This window comes from Salinisphaera sp. G21_0 (assembly GCF_017744115.1).
In the GTDB taxonomy this organism is placed as follows: domain Bacteria; phylum Pseudomonadota; class Gammaproteobacteria; order Pseudomonadales; family Endozoicomonadaceae; genus Endozoicomonas.
Genome location: NZ_JAGHQW010000011.1, coordinates 26819 through 42724 on the forward strand (window position 1 = coordinate 26819; position 15906 = coordinate 42724).

Below are 15906 nucleotides of genomic sequence, written 5' to 3' on the forward strand. Positions count from 1 at the left end.
TATTATCTCCCTTCAACCGGCGCAGTGGTGGGGTTGAGTTCGAGGGATTCTTTATCGGAAGACGGCTCCTCCGACTCACTGGCAGTGCGGTATACGTTATAAGCCATTGTCAGCATGCCAAGAACAAAGAAGGCACCACCAATAGCACGGACAATGTAGCCGACGCCGCTGGCTTCTACGGACTCAATAAAGCTGTAGGTTAACGTGCCGTCTTCGTTCACTGCACGCCACATCAGGCCCTGGGTGATACCGTTTACCCACATGGCAACGATGTAAAGAACGGTGCCGATGGTGGCCAGCCAGAAGTGCATATTGATCAGGCCAACGCTGTACATCTGTTCCTTGCCGTACAGCCTTGGAATCAGGTGATAGAGCGAACCGAATGACACCATGGCTACCCAGCCCAGGGCACCTGAATGCACATGACCAATGGTCCAGTCGGTGTAGTGGGACAGGGCGTTAACGGTCTTGATGGCCATCATCGGGCCTTCAAAGGTGGACATGCCGTAGAAGGAAAGGGAAACCACCAGAAAACGCAGGATCGGATCGGTCCGCAGCTTATGCCAGGCACCGGAGAGGGTCATGACCCCATTGATCATGCCACCCCAGGACGGTGCCAGCAGCACCAGTGACATAACCATGCCCAGGCTCTGGGCCCAGTCCGGCAGTGCGGTGTAGTGCAGATGGTGCGGGCCGGCCCAGATGTAGATGGCAACCAGCGCCCAGAAATGCACGATGGACAGACGATAAGAGTAAACCGGACGCTCCGCCTGTTTTGGCACGAAGTAATACATCATGCCGAGGAAACCAGCGGTGAGGAAAAAGCCTACCGCATTGTGGCCATACCACCACTGGATCATGGCATCCATGGCACCAGCATAAGCTGAGTAGGACTTGGTCAGGCTAACCGGTAAAGAAGCGCTGTTAACGATATGGAGCACGGCAACCGTAATAATGAAGGCACCAAAGAACCAGTTAGCCACATAGATATGCTTACTCTTGCGCTTCATGATGGTGCCAAAGAAGACCAGCGCGTAACTGACCCAGACAACGGCGATCAGAATATCAATGGGCCATTCCAGTTCGGCGTACTCTTTGGAAGAGGTAATGCCCAGGGGCAGAGTAATTGCCGCTGCAACAATCACCAGTTGCCATCCCCAAAAGGTGAAAGCGGCCAGCCGCGGCATGGCCAGTGTCGCCTGACAGGTTCGCTGGACGATGTAATAGGACGTTGCAAACAGGACACAGCCGCCAAACGCAAAAATCACCGCATTGGTATGCAGTGGCCGCAAGCGTCCAAAGCTGGTCCAGGGTAAGCCCAGGTTGAGTTCGGGAAAGACCATCTGAGAGGCAATCAGCAGGCCTACCGCCATACCAACAACTCCCCAGACCACGGCCATGATGGCAAACTGCCGAACTACTTTGTAGTTATAGGTCGGCTGTAACGTTGCAGTGCTCATGCTCCATGTTACCTTCGGGTTATGCTTATAAGATTTGATGGTTATTGTGGGTAAACCGAAATGGGATTGTATTGATACGGATCAATATCCGATCAAAAAATGAGCCAGTTGCTTCTGTTCAGAGGTAGGGGGTTACGCCCCGGGAGCTGCAGACTTTTTCCTGGTAAACAGTTTGAAAAAGTGGAATATTTGTGCTGTTTTTTAGCGTTTTTTCCTTATGATAGTGCTTGTTTAGTTAACGACCCTGACCCCGTTGCCAGAGAACTTGAGTGCACAACTCCATTGGAAAATCAAAAGCACCCCTGCTTTCCCCTTGCCAACCTTCTAACCAGGCTTTGCTGTACCGACAGTTCTGACTTTCTTATGTCCTCATCTGGTTATCGGGAGCATATACTCAATACTCCGTCGATCCCGCGGCAATCATACAGAAATATAAGAGTGTCTGCTAATGCTTTTTCGGTCTTAGCTGATGGGGTCTGTCAGCTTTTGTATGAGCTGGGTACCTGAAACCTGGATTGACCGTAATCGGTGATGCTGATGCACAGCCAGTCCGGGATATGTCCCGGGGAAGCAGGGTGCTGGCAACGAAACCATTCACCCTGCAAGATATCCCCGGGTTCTGCAATTTCCCGGGCAGCCTCCTGGCTACTGGATCAGATTAACCTGAGCGTCAGTTTGCCTGGCTGACCCGTAAACGCCTGCTTCAACCGGATTGATTGGAACTCGCCACCCACAAGGCAATTTTGGCAAACACTGGTACAGCCTCGTAATCTGGATTATTGGCAGTCTCACTATCGAAGAACTTTCTGGTGAATTCATCACTTTGTTTCAGACCCTTAGCGACAGTCTTGTTGCTGAGTTGGTTGTTCTCGGCGGTCTCGTTGCTGGGTTGTTTGTTCTCGGTAGCCCGGGCATGGTTCAGTATGCTGTGTGCTTTGGCTAAATGCGTAAGATTCCCGGGATTGATACCAAGTTCAGCAAATTCGCCCGCCAATTTCGGATTTCTTGCGACAAATGAAACCAGCAAGGCTACCTCATTGGTCAGGGTAGAGCGGTTGTCTGCACCCTGTCTGGCCAGTAATTGTTTCAGGTGATGCTGTTGATTGCCCTGCAGCAATTTAGTGATGTCTTCATTATTACCCAGCATGTTGATCAGCCCTGAGTCGCTGTCGAACAGCTGTTCTTGTAACGCCATAATCTCTTTTGCCAGTTTATCTGCACACAGCTCCTGCCGTGGGTAGATCAGGTGGCCAGTTAGCTGGCTGACTTTTTCCCGGTCGAATTTTTCATAAGGTATTGGCGCTTCGAAGTTACCGATTCCGGTATTGCCAGCGACCTGCATTTTGGCCATCCTTAGTGCATCGTGAACTTGCTGCTTTTCTATCTGGGTAAAGTTTGCTTCCGAGAATTGGGAGTCAATAAAACTATTCAATAACTTATCCCGCCAGAAGCTGAATTTGTCAGACTTTCCCTGATACTCCGGAGGCAGGACAATCTTATTTTCCTGAGTGTTGTCTTTGTTGGCTTTATCCTTTAAATCCTGGCAGGCGTCATGATTGTCAGGAGTCTCCTGCAGTTTGCTGTTAGCAAACGCCTTGATGGAATTATTGTCATAGCAGTTGGTGAGGGTCAGGAGGATTTTAATGGCCTTGAGCTGGCTGGCCTCTTCAACCAGGACATTATCCAGGTTAAAAGCACTGGTGAAGTTGTGGCACATTTGTCCAATCTCTTCAGCGTTAAGGCTGTCCAGCATATTCTTGTTGATAGTGTTCAATCGGGTTGCCAGTTCATTGGCTCCTGGCAGATTGTCGAAGCTTTCAGCCGTGAACTGAGTAACTGATTGTGCTGCTAAGGCCGGTTGTTCGGTTGATGGCTGAGTTGATAAGGATAACGGAACTTTTGCAGATTCAATGTGCATGTAACCACCTGTTTCGTAGGAGTTTTGTTGTTATGGCTTATTGTCAAAACTGGCAATGTCTTGGGCATAAACCGGTTGGTCTTTGTGTCCATCTGCCTGCGTTGCAGCAATCCGGACACTATCGTAGACCATTGACCTACCGAATTAGTTTCATAAGCTGTGCGATTTGCTCAGATGAGTACCAGCATTAACAAAGCACCTCAGAAGAGGTGCTGACAGTGGTTACTGATTGTCGCTCAAATATTCAGTGCCAAAAATTCACGAGAGGGCGCAAAGAAGGCACAGCCGGTGACTGGCGTTGAAAAATTCATCAAATGATCATAGTGACCATGGGCATCGGCTTTAATCATCGCTTTCAGCATCAGATTAAAATGTTTTGGTGTCTTGCCATAGGCAATAAAGAACAGGCCTGACTCCCTGGCGTCACCATAAGGCATACTATGGCGGAGAATCTCCATACTGTTGCCGTGTTCGTCTTTCAGATTGACCCGTTTGATATGGGCTATGGGTGCCTTCTGTTCAGCACTGAACTCAATATTGTCCTCCTTGGTGCGCCCCATAATGGTTTCCTGATCTTTCAGTGGACACTGTTCCCACTCTTTTAAATGGTGAATATAGCGCTGGGTGTGGATATAGCTGCCCCCTGCAAACGGGTTATCCTCTTCCCCCACAAGCGCGACATCGGCACGGTGCTCACCTTCTGGGTTTTCAGTGCCATCGACAAATCCGGTCAGGTCACGGCTGTCCAGATACCGGAAACCGCTGATGTCTTCCTGAACCTGCACGTTATTGCCCAGCAGGCGAAGCACCTGATTCATCAGCAGAAAATTGATGTCCTTTCGGTCTGAGCGAATGTGCAGCAGCAAGTCGCCGGGAGTTGCAGGCGCTTCACGATCAGCGTCTTTGATGGCCATAAAAGGGCGCAGAGCCCCGGGTTTGCTGCCGGAATAAAGCCGGTCCCAGGCATCACTGCCAATACTGATGGTTGAGCTGAGCCTGGCATCGGGGTATTGCCTCGCCAGAGTTTCAGTAAGCTCTGGAATGCCGGAGAGCGTCTGGCGGATTTGCGATAGACTGTCGCTGTTGCTGTCTTTGATCGTCAGTATCAGAAATTGAGCGTTGGTATTGGCATCCGGAGTGATGCCGGATTGAGGCGTTGGCATGGTCTTAAACCTTGAAAGTCTATGAATTGAATTGCCTGTCGCATTCGTGAGCGGTGATGGCTGGCTTTTGGTTAAGCCGGTTTCCAGTGTATGACAGCTGTTGTAAACCCTCCTTGCGCTGCGTCAGGCAATATATCGAATAAAGTCGGTGTCTGGTTGTGGTGGACTGATCATTATATTACCACCACGGAGCATTTGTTACTGTCAGGGGTCAATGTTGTAAGTAGTTGGCCAAATGGAATCGTATATTTCTGGCTAGTCAAAAAATATGATTTTATTAATGAAAAAGTTCTTATTCTGACTGCTATGGCTTTTTGCATAGGAGAAAATGGTGTAAGTGGTGAACGTGAATGATTACTTATTTCTGTTCTTAAAGACGCTCTATAAAATACTCCCTTGTGATTAAGGCGCAGAAGGAGTTGACCCCTTGCTATCGGCTTCGGCAACTTACCGGCGGGTGTGGCATTTTGCCTGGCCTGCCATTATTTCCAATATTTCGGTACCGCTGCTGGGGCTGGTAGATGCCGCTGTCCTTGGTCATCTCTCTGCACCGGAATATCTGGGTGGTGTTGCCGTTGCGGCAACCCTGTTCAGCATGATTTTCTGGGCTTTTGGTTTTCTGAGAATGGGGACCACCGGGCTGGTTGCCCAGGCAAAGGGCCGGAATGACCGTTATGCCCTGAGAAAGTGGCTGTTACAGTCCGTGGTTTTTGCGGCTCTCACAGGCTTGTTGCTGATTCTTTGCTCCCCGTTGATTTTACAGTTGGCGTTGCCTTTATTTGCCGCCAGTGATGTGGTGGCGAGGCAGGCGGAAATCTACTTTCAGATCCGGATATTGTCGGCACCAGCCGTATTGGTTAACTATGCGTTGATTGGTTGGCTGATAGGAATGCAAATGCCGAAGGGGCCGTTGTTTATCCTGGTTTTGGGTAATGCCGTCAATATTGTACTGGACCTGTTACTGGTCCTCGGTCTGGGCTGGGCAACTCAGGGTGCCGCGATGGCAACGGTGATTGCTGACTATCTGGCGCTGTCTCTTGGGTTGTTGCTGGTGAGGCGGGTTCTGGCCGGTGATGATGGCCAGTTCAGTGCTGACATGGTGTTTGATATGGCTGCGTTTCGTCGGCTGATCATGCTGAATCGCCACCTGTTTGTCCGTACATTGTGTCTGTTATCAGTACAGGCATTTTTTACCGCCCGGGGCGCTCGCCTGGGGGATGAAGTGCTCGCTGCCAATGCGCTGCTGATGAATCTGATGGTGCTGATTTCCAATGGCCTGGATGGTTTCGCACACGCAGCAGAAGCCCTGACCGGTGAGTCCATTGGCAAAGGTGATCGCCGACAGTTTCATCAGATAGTCCGGGTAACCGGCTGGTGTTCCCTGATCTGTGGCGGGTTGTTCTGTCTGTCTCTTGGCCTTGGTGGTAAGGCTTTGCTGGGTTGGTTGACCAATATCCCGGAGGTTGCAGAACAAGCGTCTGTTTACCTGCCCTGGCTGGTCGCCATGCCGCTGATTGCTGTTTGGTGTTTCTGGTTGGATGGCGTCTTTATTGGCGCGGTCAGAACCGATATGATGCAGAACACAATGCTGATCGCCACGGTTCTGGTTTTTCTCCCGGTCTGGTTCCTGTTTCGTGATATGGGAAATCAGGGCTTGTGGCTTGCTTACACGGTTTTTATGGCCGCCCGGGGCCTGGGACTGATCTGGGTGTATCGCCATTTTAGTAACCACGATGTCTGGTTTGCAGCCCGACATGACCTTTTATGAGGAGCTGGTTTGAAAGACTGGTTTAACGTTTGATGTCAGAAATGTTGCTTGAAGAGAACGCTGGCACTATTGAAGTGCAGCATGAGCTGGATACCTGTGGCCTGTTCTGTCCGGAGCCGGTGATGCTGTTGCATAATAAAATCAGGGATATGGCGTCCGGTGAGGTGGTTCGGGTATTGGCGACTGACCCATCCACTAAACGTGATATCCCCAAGTTCTGTAATTTTCTGGAGCACCAGCTTCTTCAGCATCAAGAGACAGATGCTGTTTTTTCTTACTGGATCAGAAAGAAAAAGGTGGAACTGGTTTAATTGCCCCTTGAAAATATCAAAGGGCGGCATGGGATCGGATAGGCTTAAGCCGTTGTCGTCAGATCTTCAGGCATTGGCGTCAGACTATTTATCAGCGCGTCAGCAGCACTTCTGGCGGCCCATTTTTCGCTGCCTTGATAATGCTCTCTCACCATTGCATCACTGCGTTCCAGACCCATTGCAAGGGCAGTTCTATCCGAGAGTGCTGGATTGTCTGCCTGCGCCTGTGTTTTCAGAGACAAAACCTGGGCAGCTTTCAAGTAAGACTTCAGGTGTTTCTCCGAGTGGTGCGTGATGATTGAAGCCAGCACCATTGCTTTTGTGCTCATCTCAGATACAGGGTGGGATAACGCCTGAATTAATTGTTCCATTTGGTCTTCTGGAACGTTGCCTTGTAAAGCAAGGGTCAGGTTTTCTTTATTGGTAAAATGCTGTTCCAAATCACTGGATTTATTCAGAAGTTCGTTTTTTGCCTGGATGAAAATCTCAGGATTAGGGTATTTGAAATTAGCAGAAAAAGTGGCCAGGTCTCCAGCTGTTTCAAGCTTCAGTTTCATAATTTGTGCCTCGATACGGCCTATATCGCCACCTGATGTTATCTGGTTCTTTAACAGTATCAGTGCATCTTTAACGCGTTGCTGCTTATCTTCCTGAAACCACGCTTCGATTTGCTTTTCTGCAAAGCCCTGCCGTTCAATGCCCATGCAATAAGAACCTGGCTCGGACTTGATCTGATTATCGGCCCTTGAAATGGCTCCCAGATCTCTTTCCAGTGCTTCCAGTGTGTGCTCTTCCCTTGAAATGGCTCCCAGATCCCTTTCCAGTGTGGGCTCTTCACTTGTTGCAACTGATGGATCCTCAAGCGAAATGATTTTTTTTATAATATCATTTTGAATGTCACTAACTTGCTGAAGTATTAAAATGCCCTGAATACTGGCAAGATTACACTGGGCCAGAGCAAGAGCCGCGAAATTGTCATTATCCCGCTCTATGCAGCGGTCACTGTCGTTAGCATTATGAGAAGGGGCAAAAGGTCTAAAAAGATCAAAGATAGCATCTCTCACGTAAAGGTCATCACTTAACAGGCTCTCTGCCTTTTTTAATCGGTCTGAAAAAACATCCTGAAGTGTTTGAAGTTCCGGGTTTACGGCGGCTTTCTCAGTCTGGGTATTTTCTGTGGTGCTGACAGGTGATGTTGCCCCTGTTAATGGAGAGAGTTGAGTGGAGGATGAAATCATCGATGATACCTCTTGAATTTATGGCATTCATTAATTGTTGCAAGAATGTCGTTTTGACTAATTGCTTGCAGAACAATGCTGCAGTTATGACCAGTCAGGCATTAATTAGTTCCGGCAAAGTTGTTGCAGGAAGAAGCCACAATGGAACTTTTTTCTGGGCCCGGGCTCAAAACAACCCGGAATAAAAGACGAAGGTTGACTTATGCATCAAGCCGCTGATGTTTCACTCCAGTTAGAATCATTCATTCTTAATCCTCAAATACAGGATTCAGATATTCCATTTGCTTTTTTCGGTTTCAGGAAGGTGCATGTACAGGAAGTACGTAACCAACCGGATACCTGTCATTTGGCAGCACTTCCTGACATTGAACTGCAACTCATTGCCCGTCAGTTGAGTTTTTCTGATTTCGTCAATTTCAGTGCGACCCATACACGCCATGTGTCGTGCCTCCGGTCAGATTTCCTGATTAAAGAAATTTTTGACCGCGATACATCCATGACATTGCTGCTCCTGGAAAGGGCGAACAACAAAGCTAAATGTTACCTGGGCTGCCAGCAGTGGAATGACCAGCGGCTCACACCGGATGCAGTGATTGAGGCTTTCCCGGATTGTCCACAAAGCAAGATGGGAATAGCGCATTTCAAGGCAAAATGTTGCCTGGGAGGAATGCCGTTGAATGGCCAGCCGGTCACCCCGGAAGTAGTGGTTGAGGCTTTCCCGGACACTCCGGAAGGCCAACTGGAGATCGCACTGTTCAAAGTGGAATGTTGGAAGATGGAACGGTCGCTGTATGACCAGCCGGTCACCCCGGAAGCGGTGGTTGAGGCTTTTCCGGATACTCCGGAAGGCCAACTGGAGCTGGTGCGCTTCAAAGTAAACTGTTGCCTGGGAGGAATGCCGTTGAATGGCCAGCCAGTCACCCCGGAAGCAGTGGTTGAGGCTTTTCCGAATAATCTGAAAGGCATGATGAGTAGAGCGAGCTTCATAGAGCGGTGTTGCCTGAGGAACCTGCCGTTGTATGGCAAGCCGGTCACACCGGATGCGGTGATTGAGGCTTTCCCGGATTGTCCGGACGGCAAGATGATGGCAGCACGCTTCAAAGAGAAATGTTACCTGCATGGCCTGACGTTGAATTTTAAGGCGGTCTCATTAGATGTGGTGGCAGGTTGCTCCAAAGGGGTAAGTAGTTAGCCCAATGAAATCATATTTTCTGACACATAGTAACTGCCCGCGTAGCCAGAAATATACGATTCCATTTGGCCAACTACTTATAACCGGCCTTCAAACACGGGGCCGGATTACAGTGTTTTATGCCGCCACACTGTGCACTGGGCAACCGTATGTTGATATTTCCGGGCTGTTTCCCTGATCACAAACGGGAGATCGACGGGGGGGCGTACCTCCTCAAAATGTTTGCTCAACGCTCTTTGCAGTCCGGTATAGGTGTCCAGGGCTTCACCATTTTCACGGATGCCACCGAGCCAGTTCTGGCGGGGTGTATACTCTTCCAGCCAGGTATAGGGCGAAGTGATCACGAGGATGCCGCCGGGGCGTATGCGCTCATGAATCATGTCCAGAAATTGCGCAGGGTTATTCAGGCGATCAATCAGGTTACCGGCAAAAACAAGATCATAGTCGTTAAACATGGGTTTCAGGTTGCAGGCATCCCCCTGGGTAAAGCGGATACGGCTGGTATCGACATCATCCAGACCCATCTCCGTGGTATCGGCAATGAAGTAATCACCCAGTTCGCCTTCTGTGGTCAGGTGGTAGCGTATTTTTCCCCGCTCCTGCAACTCGGCCGCCGCAGAAATGAATCGGGCAGAGAAGTCGATGCCGTCCACATGTTGAAACCAGCGGGCCAGTTCAAAGCTGGTGCGCCCTACTGAACAGCCCAGGTCCAGTGCCCGTGTTCGGGGTGTATCGCCACTGACTTCATAACAGAGACGGGCACAGGCTTCAGGGTAGTTGGGTACATCAAAGTAAGACTCCCCAAAATGGAACGCCAGATATTGGGCAACCAGGGCATCACTTTCATAAGGGTTGCTGGAGGTATTGGTCATGGCACTGGACTCTACGTAACGGAAACCGGCATGCTGGAAAAAGTGGCGGCGAAAGGCGTAGCGGGATTCTTTAATAGCGTAGTTGCCGGTTGATATCCAGCAACCCCCTTTAATCAGGTTGTGTCGTCCATCAAAGGTCGGGGTTGAGAAATCATCGTAGCAGGGGTGAACACGGAATCCTTCATAACCGTCAATGGGGGTGGTGGTCCATTGCCAGACATTCCCGATAATGTCATATAGCTCTCCGGTTCTGAATTGGTCAACCGGGCAGGATGAAGACCAGTATTCGAGATTGATATTTCCGGGGGCTTTGTCCCACCAGGGCTGGTCAGTACTGATGGCCTCCCTCAGGTGATACCATTCGGCTTCACTGGGCAGCTGAATCTGTTTGCCGGTCACTTCTGACTTCCAGCGACAAAAGGCCTGGGCTTCATGACAGTTGACGTCTACCGGCCAGTTCCAGGGCATATCGATCTCTGCCAGCATGGTGCGGTAGCGATAACTGTCCCCTTCGGGGATCCAGAATTCGGGGTGGCGCGCTTTACCATCCGTGTTGCTGAACGTGTTCCAGGCCCAGCCTTCATCCGTCCACCAGCGTTCATTGTCATAACCACCGGCATCGATAAAGGCTTTAAACTCCTGATTGCTCACCAGGTATTCGCTGGCTTGGAAGGGTGCCACATCAACCTCGCAGCATCCATATTCATTGTCCCAGCCGTAGAGTAAATTATCGTAATCTTTGCCCAGGCGAAGTGATCCTCCGGGCATTTCAATCAGGCGGTTTTCCGGTGCTGACCCTGTGTCTGTGCAGTGTTGCCAATAACTGTGCGGCCTGACGTAGGAGATTGGTAGCTGGCGAATCAGTACCGATGAGGTTTCAAGGTGAATGCGTTCATGTTCAATGCCCATCAGAATGATCCAGGCCTGACTCTCCCAGTTGATGGGTATCTCCAGTGGCATGTTCCGGATGAAACCGGAAACCAGTGCCCTGACTTTACTGCGGTAGTCACGAACCTGTTGCACGGTGGGCCATTGGTAGTTGTTTTCGTCCAGATCATCCCAGGACATTTCATCCACACCAATGGCAACGGTGGACTCAATATAAGGGTCAACTCGTTCCGAGATCAGTTTTGCGGTGATCAGTTTGTTCACAAAAAAAGCGGCAGTGTGCCCGTAATAAAAAATCAACGGGTGACGGAGGGGGATTGCCTTTTCGTACCAGGCTTTCTGGCAGGCCAGGGTTTCAAACAGCAGCTCATATTGATCAAACGTCTGGTGGAAATAATTTAATAACTCCTGTCGTTTGTTCTCAGGGCTGCCGTCATTTAGAACTATAGTTCGTGTTATTTTTTGGGGATGATCGTCCGGGGTGACACTGTGGTCTATTTGACTCGCAGTATTCTCAGCCACGTTTCCTCTCCTGAATGTTGATGTGTGGGGCGTTGAGCAATCAGTTAGCCGTCAGCAGAACCAGCACTAAACAGTATGATGTGTTTCATTATAGAGAAACAGCATATCCATGACTTATTGCTGTTAAACGATAGTGTACGGAGCAAATGCAATAGGTGATCAAACAGCAATCATCCAGATTTTATGTGGACAATGTTGTGGATAAGCCGTTAGGTGATCAGGGAGAGCATTAGGTCAGACAGCTTTACTGATATCGACTATTTTTTGACCACTCTCGCAGCAGCTAACCCAGTCAGAAAAGGTGCTCTATATTCATGCATAACAACTTTCCGAGGCTGCGTAACAACGTGCCCGGAAATTTTTCCAACGCTCACTGGTGGATGCTGCCGAGTATTTAGGCACTAAGTACCAGGCCATGTATGGCAAGCGGATGGAGCAGCTGCTGAACTATCTGGAGGAAACCGATGATGTGGCTACCTTTCGGCAGAAACTGGTGGAGATGATGAAGGAACCGCCTGCGGATGAGGCGGTGGAGACAGTAAGGAATGCTTCGTTTTTTGGGTGGTTGATGGGGTTGATGTCAGGTGGGAATTCAAGATTCAAGACCTAATGGAATGGTCCGCCCCGCTCCTAAAACGGCTTCAAATGAGCCAGGATAGAATGAGTTTTGCGGAACATCATTCAGAATAAGAAACGGAGCGAACCATTCATGGGCAAGATTAACAAATCAGGAGTAAACCAGACAGCAGGTTGTTTTTTTCACTTTTCATCAGCCAACCAGCGAAAGCCCCCATTATTAATTACCAAAAGCCGAAGCCCGGTAAACCCAGAGAGGTTGAGCCGCCAGAAGTCAGCTTGTAGGCACCGGACGCTACTTCCGAGGTTGATCTACCACTAACGATTTCAGAGATAGCATAAGTAGTAGGGTGAAGGGAGCAAACATTGCCGATGCTTGGCAATAGAGAAGAAGAGTACAGTCCTGGCTGGGACTGAACTGGTGCTGTGCGGATGGAACCAGCTCCCGGGTAAGGCGGAGGTTCAGCCGTTAGTGGCTCCTGTTTATGTTGCTGCCTAACTGCAAGGGGGCCCAGTTCGGTGGAGGTAGCGATCTCTCGATTACGAAGCGTAATGTAATCGCAGTTATCTGCGCAGGCATTTACACAAAGACACATGACGAAAGAAAAGCAAATGCCAACAGACATGCCGCCGAAGGCACCAACGACAGTTTCGCCAACTGTGCCTGCAGTATTATAGGCTACAACACCACCAATAGCAGCACCTCCAGCGGCAGTCATCGGTGTCATTATGCCACACGCAAGGCGATCTTGTTTAATTCGCTCACAATTAAGGGTGTAGTCACATAACCGGTGAGCCTCTGATTGTGTTGTCACCGTTAAAGACCTGGCATTTGAGAGATTCATAGAGAGATTCATATACCTTATTATCCTCAGATTATTTGTTACTTCCGATCCATAATTCTTATTAGCAATAATTTTGGCAGCGGACAGACATAATTATGACTTAATTATTTTCAAAAAGTTCCTTATGAATTACCACAATAAAAGATAATTTCCTGTGGCGAATATCGGAAGCCACTTGCTGGAATTTCCTTATTCATGTACTCAATTGGCAGGCTCATCAAATCAGGAAAGCTGGTGTCAGGTCTTCCATTATGCAAACGCCTCTTCTTATCTCTATAAACGACAATTGTTATACATAATGAAAGACGTGCCCCCAGCTTTTGATGTGAGCAGCTTTTGATGAGGAACTATTCCTTGCATACCTTGTCCGAGAAATCACATATTTAATTTAAAGCGGTAAATTATGAATGTATCCAATTCAGGTAGCGCTTCAAGCTTACCGCCTGCCTATGAAGCTGTTATGGCAGAGACATTAGGTCCAGAGGTTGCCCGATTTATTGAATCAAAAGGTGGATATGCCACGGAATTACAGAGCAAAAATTTGCTCGATTATTTGATCAAGGCACATAATGCCCGGCACAGTCAAAACTACTGCTTATCTCGCGGATCAGTGACTCAAGAGACTTCTTCCGGCGGTGTATCAGTTGCAGAGAAGACGCGACAGAAAATACAACAGAAATATCCAGATATGGACAGCAAAATTGCTGAAATTTCAAGTTGTATATCCCATGGCAAGGAGGTGTTGAAAGAGGTTACACGAAGAAACTTGATCTTTTTGCAGAATCTTGTTGAAACATATGTTCAGCAGGAGTTAATTAACGTAAACAACAAATGTGACCGTTTTAAGGATCTTGATCCGTACGCTTCTAACGCATGTCTGAATGTTGATGATTATCGAGCAGCGGATAACCCAAAGAATGCAAAAAAACTATTAATGGAGGGTTTAGATATTCCTTCTTTTCGTTGCGGGGATGATCAGGCTAAAGCGAAAATAGAAGCCTTATTCAAAGCAGCTCTTGGTGTCGACCTATCGTAATTGGCCGCTTTTATCCTTCTTATCATTCACGAAGCTTGTTTTAAATGGCTGTGACCTGACTTAATCGTCGGGTCAACAATTTCAGTTATTCGAGTGCTAAAGCCGTTTTAATATTTATTTTTGTTATTAACTAATCACTCAGTAAAGAGATGTTTGATTACAAAACATCAATTACGTCTTGTATTGATATTAACCTTCATATGGCAGAAGTAATCATAGAGCCTATTTCTGTTGCAACCCCTCACTTTTCATCAGCCAACCTGCGCCCCCCCCATTATTAATTACCAAAAGCCGAAGCCCGGTAAATCCAGAGAGGTTGAGCCGCCAGAAGTCAGCCTATAGGCACCGGACGCTACTTCCGAGGTTGATCTACCACTGACGATTTGGAGATAGCATGAGTAGTAGGGGGAATGGAGCTAAAATTGCCGATGCTTGGAAATGGAGAAGAAGAATACGGTCCTGGCTGGGACTGAACTGGTGCTGTGCGGATGGAACCAGTTTCCGAGTAAGGCGGAGGTGGTTCTGACAGGAACCGAACAGACGCTGTAGGGTCGCAACCAGTTCCCGGGTAAGGCGGAGGTTCAGCCGATAGTGGCTCCTGTTTATGTTGCTGCCTAACTGCAGAGGGGGCCGGTTCGTGGATGAGCTAATCGATATTCCGAAACAGGATAATTCCGGTTCTGAGCTGGCACCCGGCATTATGCTGGATTTCAGCGTTTTTACCATGGGCGGCACTATGTTTGCCAATGCCATGGGATTTCTGATAACCCGGTCTGACAGCTACTGCCACTGTGTTCAGTCTCATGCACTCTGTCGGCAGGTTATTGTTGTAGTAAGTATTTGCGTTGCTGGGACTATTATGGCAGGTACAAAGTTTGCTATGATAGTGCGTTATTTCGCGGGCGGCTGTTTTACCCGTTGTGCGGTAGCCTGTGGTCATCCTCCGGCTATTGTCATGGCCGGGATTGTTGCCGAACTCTCTCATCCTTTGCATGAAGGCGGGGGTACTTCATGGCTGTAGTTGCCAAAAAGTCATCCATGATTTTTTTCTCGGATCCAGCTGACCATTACTGTCACCGGGTTCGTATTGTACTGGCAGAAAAGGGCGTTGCGGTTGACGTTCAGAATGTAAATCCGGAAAACCTTCCTCGGGAGCTTTCCGATCTGAACCCCTACAACAACGTTCCTACGCTGGTTGACCGGGAACTGGTTCTTTATGAACCCAACGTCATGATGGAATATCTGGACGAACGTTTCCCACATCCACCGCTGCTGCCGGTTTATCCAGTCAGCCGCGCCCAGAGCCGACTGATCATGCACCGCATTCAGAAAGACTGGTGTGCCCTGGTGGATACTATTCTGGATCCCAAAACCAAGGAGACACCAGCGGCCCGTGCTCGTAAGGAGTTGCGGGAGAGTCTGTTGGCGGTTGAGCCTGTGTTTGCTGAAATGCCGTTCTTCATGAGCGAAGAGTTTACGCTGGTGGATTGCTGTGTAGCACCGATTCTCTGGCGTCTGCCATTGCTGGGTGTTGAGCTGCCGAAACAGGGTAAGTCTATTCTGGACTATGCTGAGCGTTTATTTGAGCGTGAGTCGTTCCAGGAAAGCCTTTCTGAAATCGAAAAGGAAATGCGTGAGTAACCTGGCTGGCGGCGTGAAGTGTTTGTCCGGAGGCTGTTATGACAATGACCAGTAGCCGTTCGTATATTGCCAGAGCATTGTATGAATGGATTCTTGATAATGATTGCACACCCTATATTCTGGTGGACGCCTATCGCCGTGGCGTTGAGGTTCCCCAGGAGTTCGTCAAGGATGGCCAGATCGTTCTGAACATCTCGCCAACCGCGGTACGGGCTCTGAATATTGGTAATGATTACATCATGTTTGACGGCCGTTTCGGTGGTCGCGCCCTGACGATTACCGTACCTGTTCCGGCATTGATGGCTATTTATGCCCAGGAGAATGGTCAGGGAATGGTCTTTGAGGCGGAACCCCTTGATGAGCAGGAAGAGGCGGAAGAGATTCAGGCAGAAGTGCCGGATGATGAGCCTCCTCAACCACCGAAAAAGCCGGGGCGTCCTCACTTAAAAGTGGTTAAGTAGCCCGTTTCTGATCCA

General features: G+C 49.0%; 16 protein-coding genes. 10 read left to right on the forward strand and 6 right to left on the reverse strand.

What is annotated here, in order from left to right:
* Nucleotides 1-2: 2 nt before the first annotated feature.
* A complete protein-coding gene (gene ccoN, locus J7439_RS07180; RefSeq protein WP_209201151.1) occupies nucleotides 3-1460 on the reverse strand; it encodes a cytochrome-c oxidase, cbb3-type subunit I in 1458 nt (485 codons plus the stop codon).
* A gap of 515 nt (nucleotides 1461-1975) precedes the next feature.
* On the opposite strand from ccoN, the gene J7439_RS07185 reads away from it, so the two are divergent.
* Entirely contained in the window at nucleotides 1976-2122 is a 147-nt protein-coding gene (locus tag J7439_RS07185; protein WP_209201152.1) for a sulfurtransferase TusA family protein, read from the forward strand.
* A 41-nt stretch (nucleotides 2123-2163) separates the two neighbouring features.
* Here the strand turns inward: J7439_RS07185 and J7439_RS07190 are convergent, their stop codons facing one another.
* Nucleotides 2164-3378, reverse strand: coding sequence for a hypothetical protein (locus J7439_RS07190; protein WP_209201153.1), 1215 nt, complete (start codon nucleotides 3376-3378; stop codon nucleotides 2164-2166).
* Nucleotides 3379-3614: 236 nt separating this feature from the next.
* On the reverse strand, nucleotides 3615-4541 hold the full coding sequence (locus J7439_RS07195) for a Dyp-type peroxidase (protein WP_209201154.1): 927 nt from the start codon (nucleotides 4539-4541) through the stop codon (nucleotides 3615-3617).
* A 90-nt stretch (nucleotides 4542-4631) separates the two neighbouring features.
* Here J7439_RS07195 and J7439_RS07200 point away from each other — a divergent pair, with 90 nt between their 5' ends.
* The 3 genes from J7439_RS07200 (at nucleotide 4632) to tusA (ending at nucleotide 6620) form a co-directional block, all read left to right on the forward strand.
* Nucleotides 4632-4895: a hypothetical protein gene (locus J7439_RS07200; RefSeq protein ID WP_209201155.1), complete on the forward strand. Its 264-nt coding sequence runs from the start codon at nucleotides 4632-4634 to the stop codon at nucleotides 4893-4895.
* Between the two features lie 73 nt (nucleotides 4896-4968).
* Entirely contained in the window at nucleotides 4969-6309 is a 1341-nt protein-coding gene (locus J7439_RS07205) for an MATE family efflux transporter (protein ID WP_209201156.1), read from the forward strand.
* A 32-nt stretch (nucleotides 6310-6341) separates the two neighbouring features.
* Nucleotides 6342-6620 carry a sulfurtransferase TusA gene (gene tusA, locus J7439_RS07210; protein WP_286196800.1) on the forward strand — a complete coding sequence of 93 codons (279 nt, stop codon included), beginning with the start codon at nucleotides 6342-6344 and terminating at the stop codon, nucleotides 6618-6620.
* Between the two features lie 44 nt (nucleotides 6621-6664).
* On the opposite strand, the gene J7439_RS07215 is transcribed toward tusA, so the two are convergent.
* Nucleotides 6665-7858 (reverse strand): hypothetical protein, encoded by a 1194-nt coding sequence (locus tag J7439_RS07215; RefSeq protein ID WP_209201157.1) that lies wholly within the window; start codon nucleotides 7856-7858, stop codon nucleotides 6665-6667.
* A gap of 202 nt (nucleotides 7859-8060) precedes the next feature.
* Between J7439_RS07215 and J7439_RS07220 the strand changes: the two genes are divergently transcribed.
* Nucleotides 8061-9050, forward strand: coding sequence for a hypothetical protein (locus J7439_RS07220; protein WP_209201158.1), 990 nt, complete (start codon nucleotides 8061-8063; stop codon nucleotides 9048-9050).
* A gap of 107 nt (nucleotides 9051-9157) precedes the next feature.
* On the opposite strand, the gene ovoA is transcribed toward J7439_RS07220, so the two are convergent.
* A complete protein-coding gene (ovoA, locus tag J7439_RS26975; RefSeq protein ID WP_502950410.1) occupies nucleotides 9158-11308 on the reverse strand; it encodes a 5-histidylcysteine sulfoxide synthase in 2151 nt (716 codons plus the stop codon).
* A 400-nt stretch (nucleotides 11309-11708) separates the two neighbouring features.
* On the opposite strand from ovoA, the gene J7439_RS07230 reads away from it, so the two are divergent.
* Nucleotides 11709-11942, forward strand: coding sequence for a hypothetical protein (locus tag J7439_RS07230; RefSeq protein WP_209201160.1), 234 nt, complete (start codon nucleotides 11709-11711; stop codon nucleotides 11940-11942).
* Nucleotides 11943-12132: 190 nt separating this feature from the next.
* Here J7439_RS07230 and J7439_RS07235 read toward each other — a convergent pair whose 3' ends face one another.
* Nucleotides 12133-12753: a hypothetical protein gene (locus J7439_RS07235; protein ID WP_209201161.1), complete on the reverse strand. Its 621-nt coding sequence runs from the start codon at nucleotides 12751-12753 to the stop codon at nucleotides 12133-12135.
* 403 nt (nucleotides 12754-13156) lie between these two features.
* Here J7439_RS07235 and J7439_RS07240 point away from each other — a divergent pair, with 403 nt between their 5' ends.
* The 4 genes from J7439_RS07240 to J7439_RS07255 all read left to right on the forward strand — a co-directional run bounded on the left by J7439_RS07240 (nucleotide 13157) and on the right by J7439_RS07255 (nucleotide 15891).
* Entirely contained in the window at nucleotides 13157-13789 is a 633-nt protein-coding gene (locus J7439_RS07240) for a hypothetical protein (RefSeq protein WP_209201162.1), read from the forward strand.
* Nucleotides 13790-14426: 637 nt separating this feature from the next.
* Entirely contained in the window at nucleotides 14427-14810 is a 384-nt protein-coding gene (locus J7439_RS07245) for a hypothetical protein (RefSeq protein WP_209201163.1), read from the forward strand.
* Nucleotides 14801-15430: a glutathione S-transferase N-terminal domain-containing protein gene (locus tag J7439_RS07250; RefSeq protein WP_101746485.1), complete on the forward strand. Its 630-nt coding sequence runs from the start codon at nucleotides 14801-14803 to the stop codon at nucleotides 15428-15430. The genes J7439_RS07245 and J7439_RS07250 overlap by 10 nt, the downstream gene beginning before the upstream one ends.
* 44 nt (nucleotides 15431-15474) lie before the next feature.
* Complete coding sequence (locus tag J7439_RS07255) at nucleotides 15475-15891, forward strand: ClpXP protease specificity-enhancing factor (RefSeq protein WP_353623016.1); 417 nt, start codon at nucleotides 15475-15477, stop codon at nucleotides 15889-15891.
* Nucleotides 15892-15906: the final 15 nt, after the last annotated feature.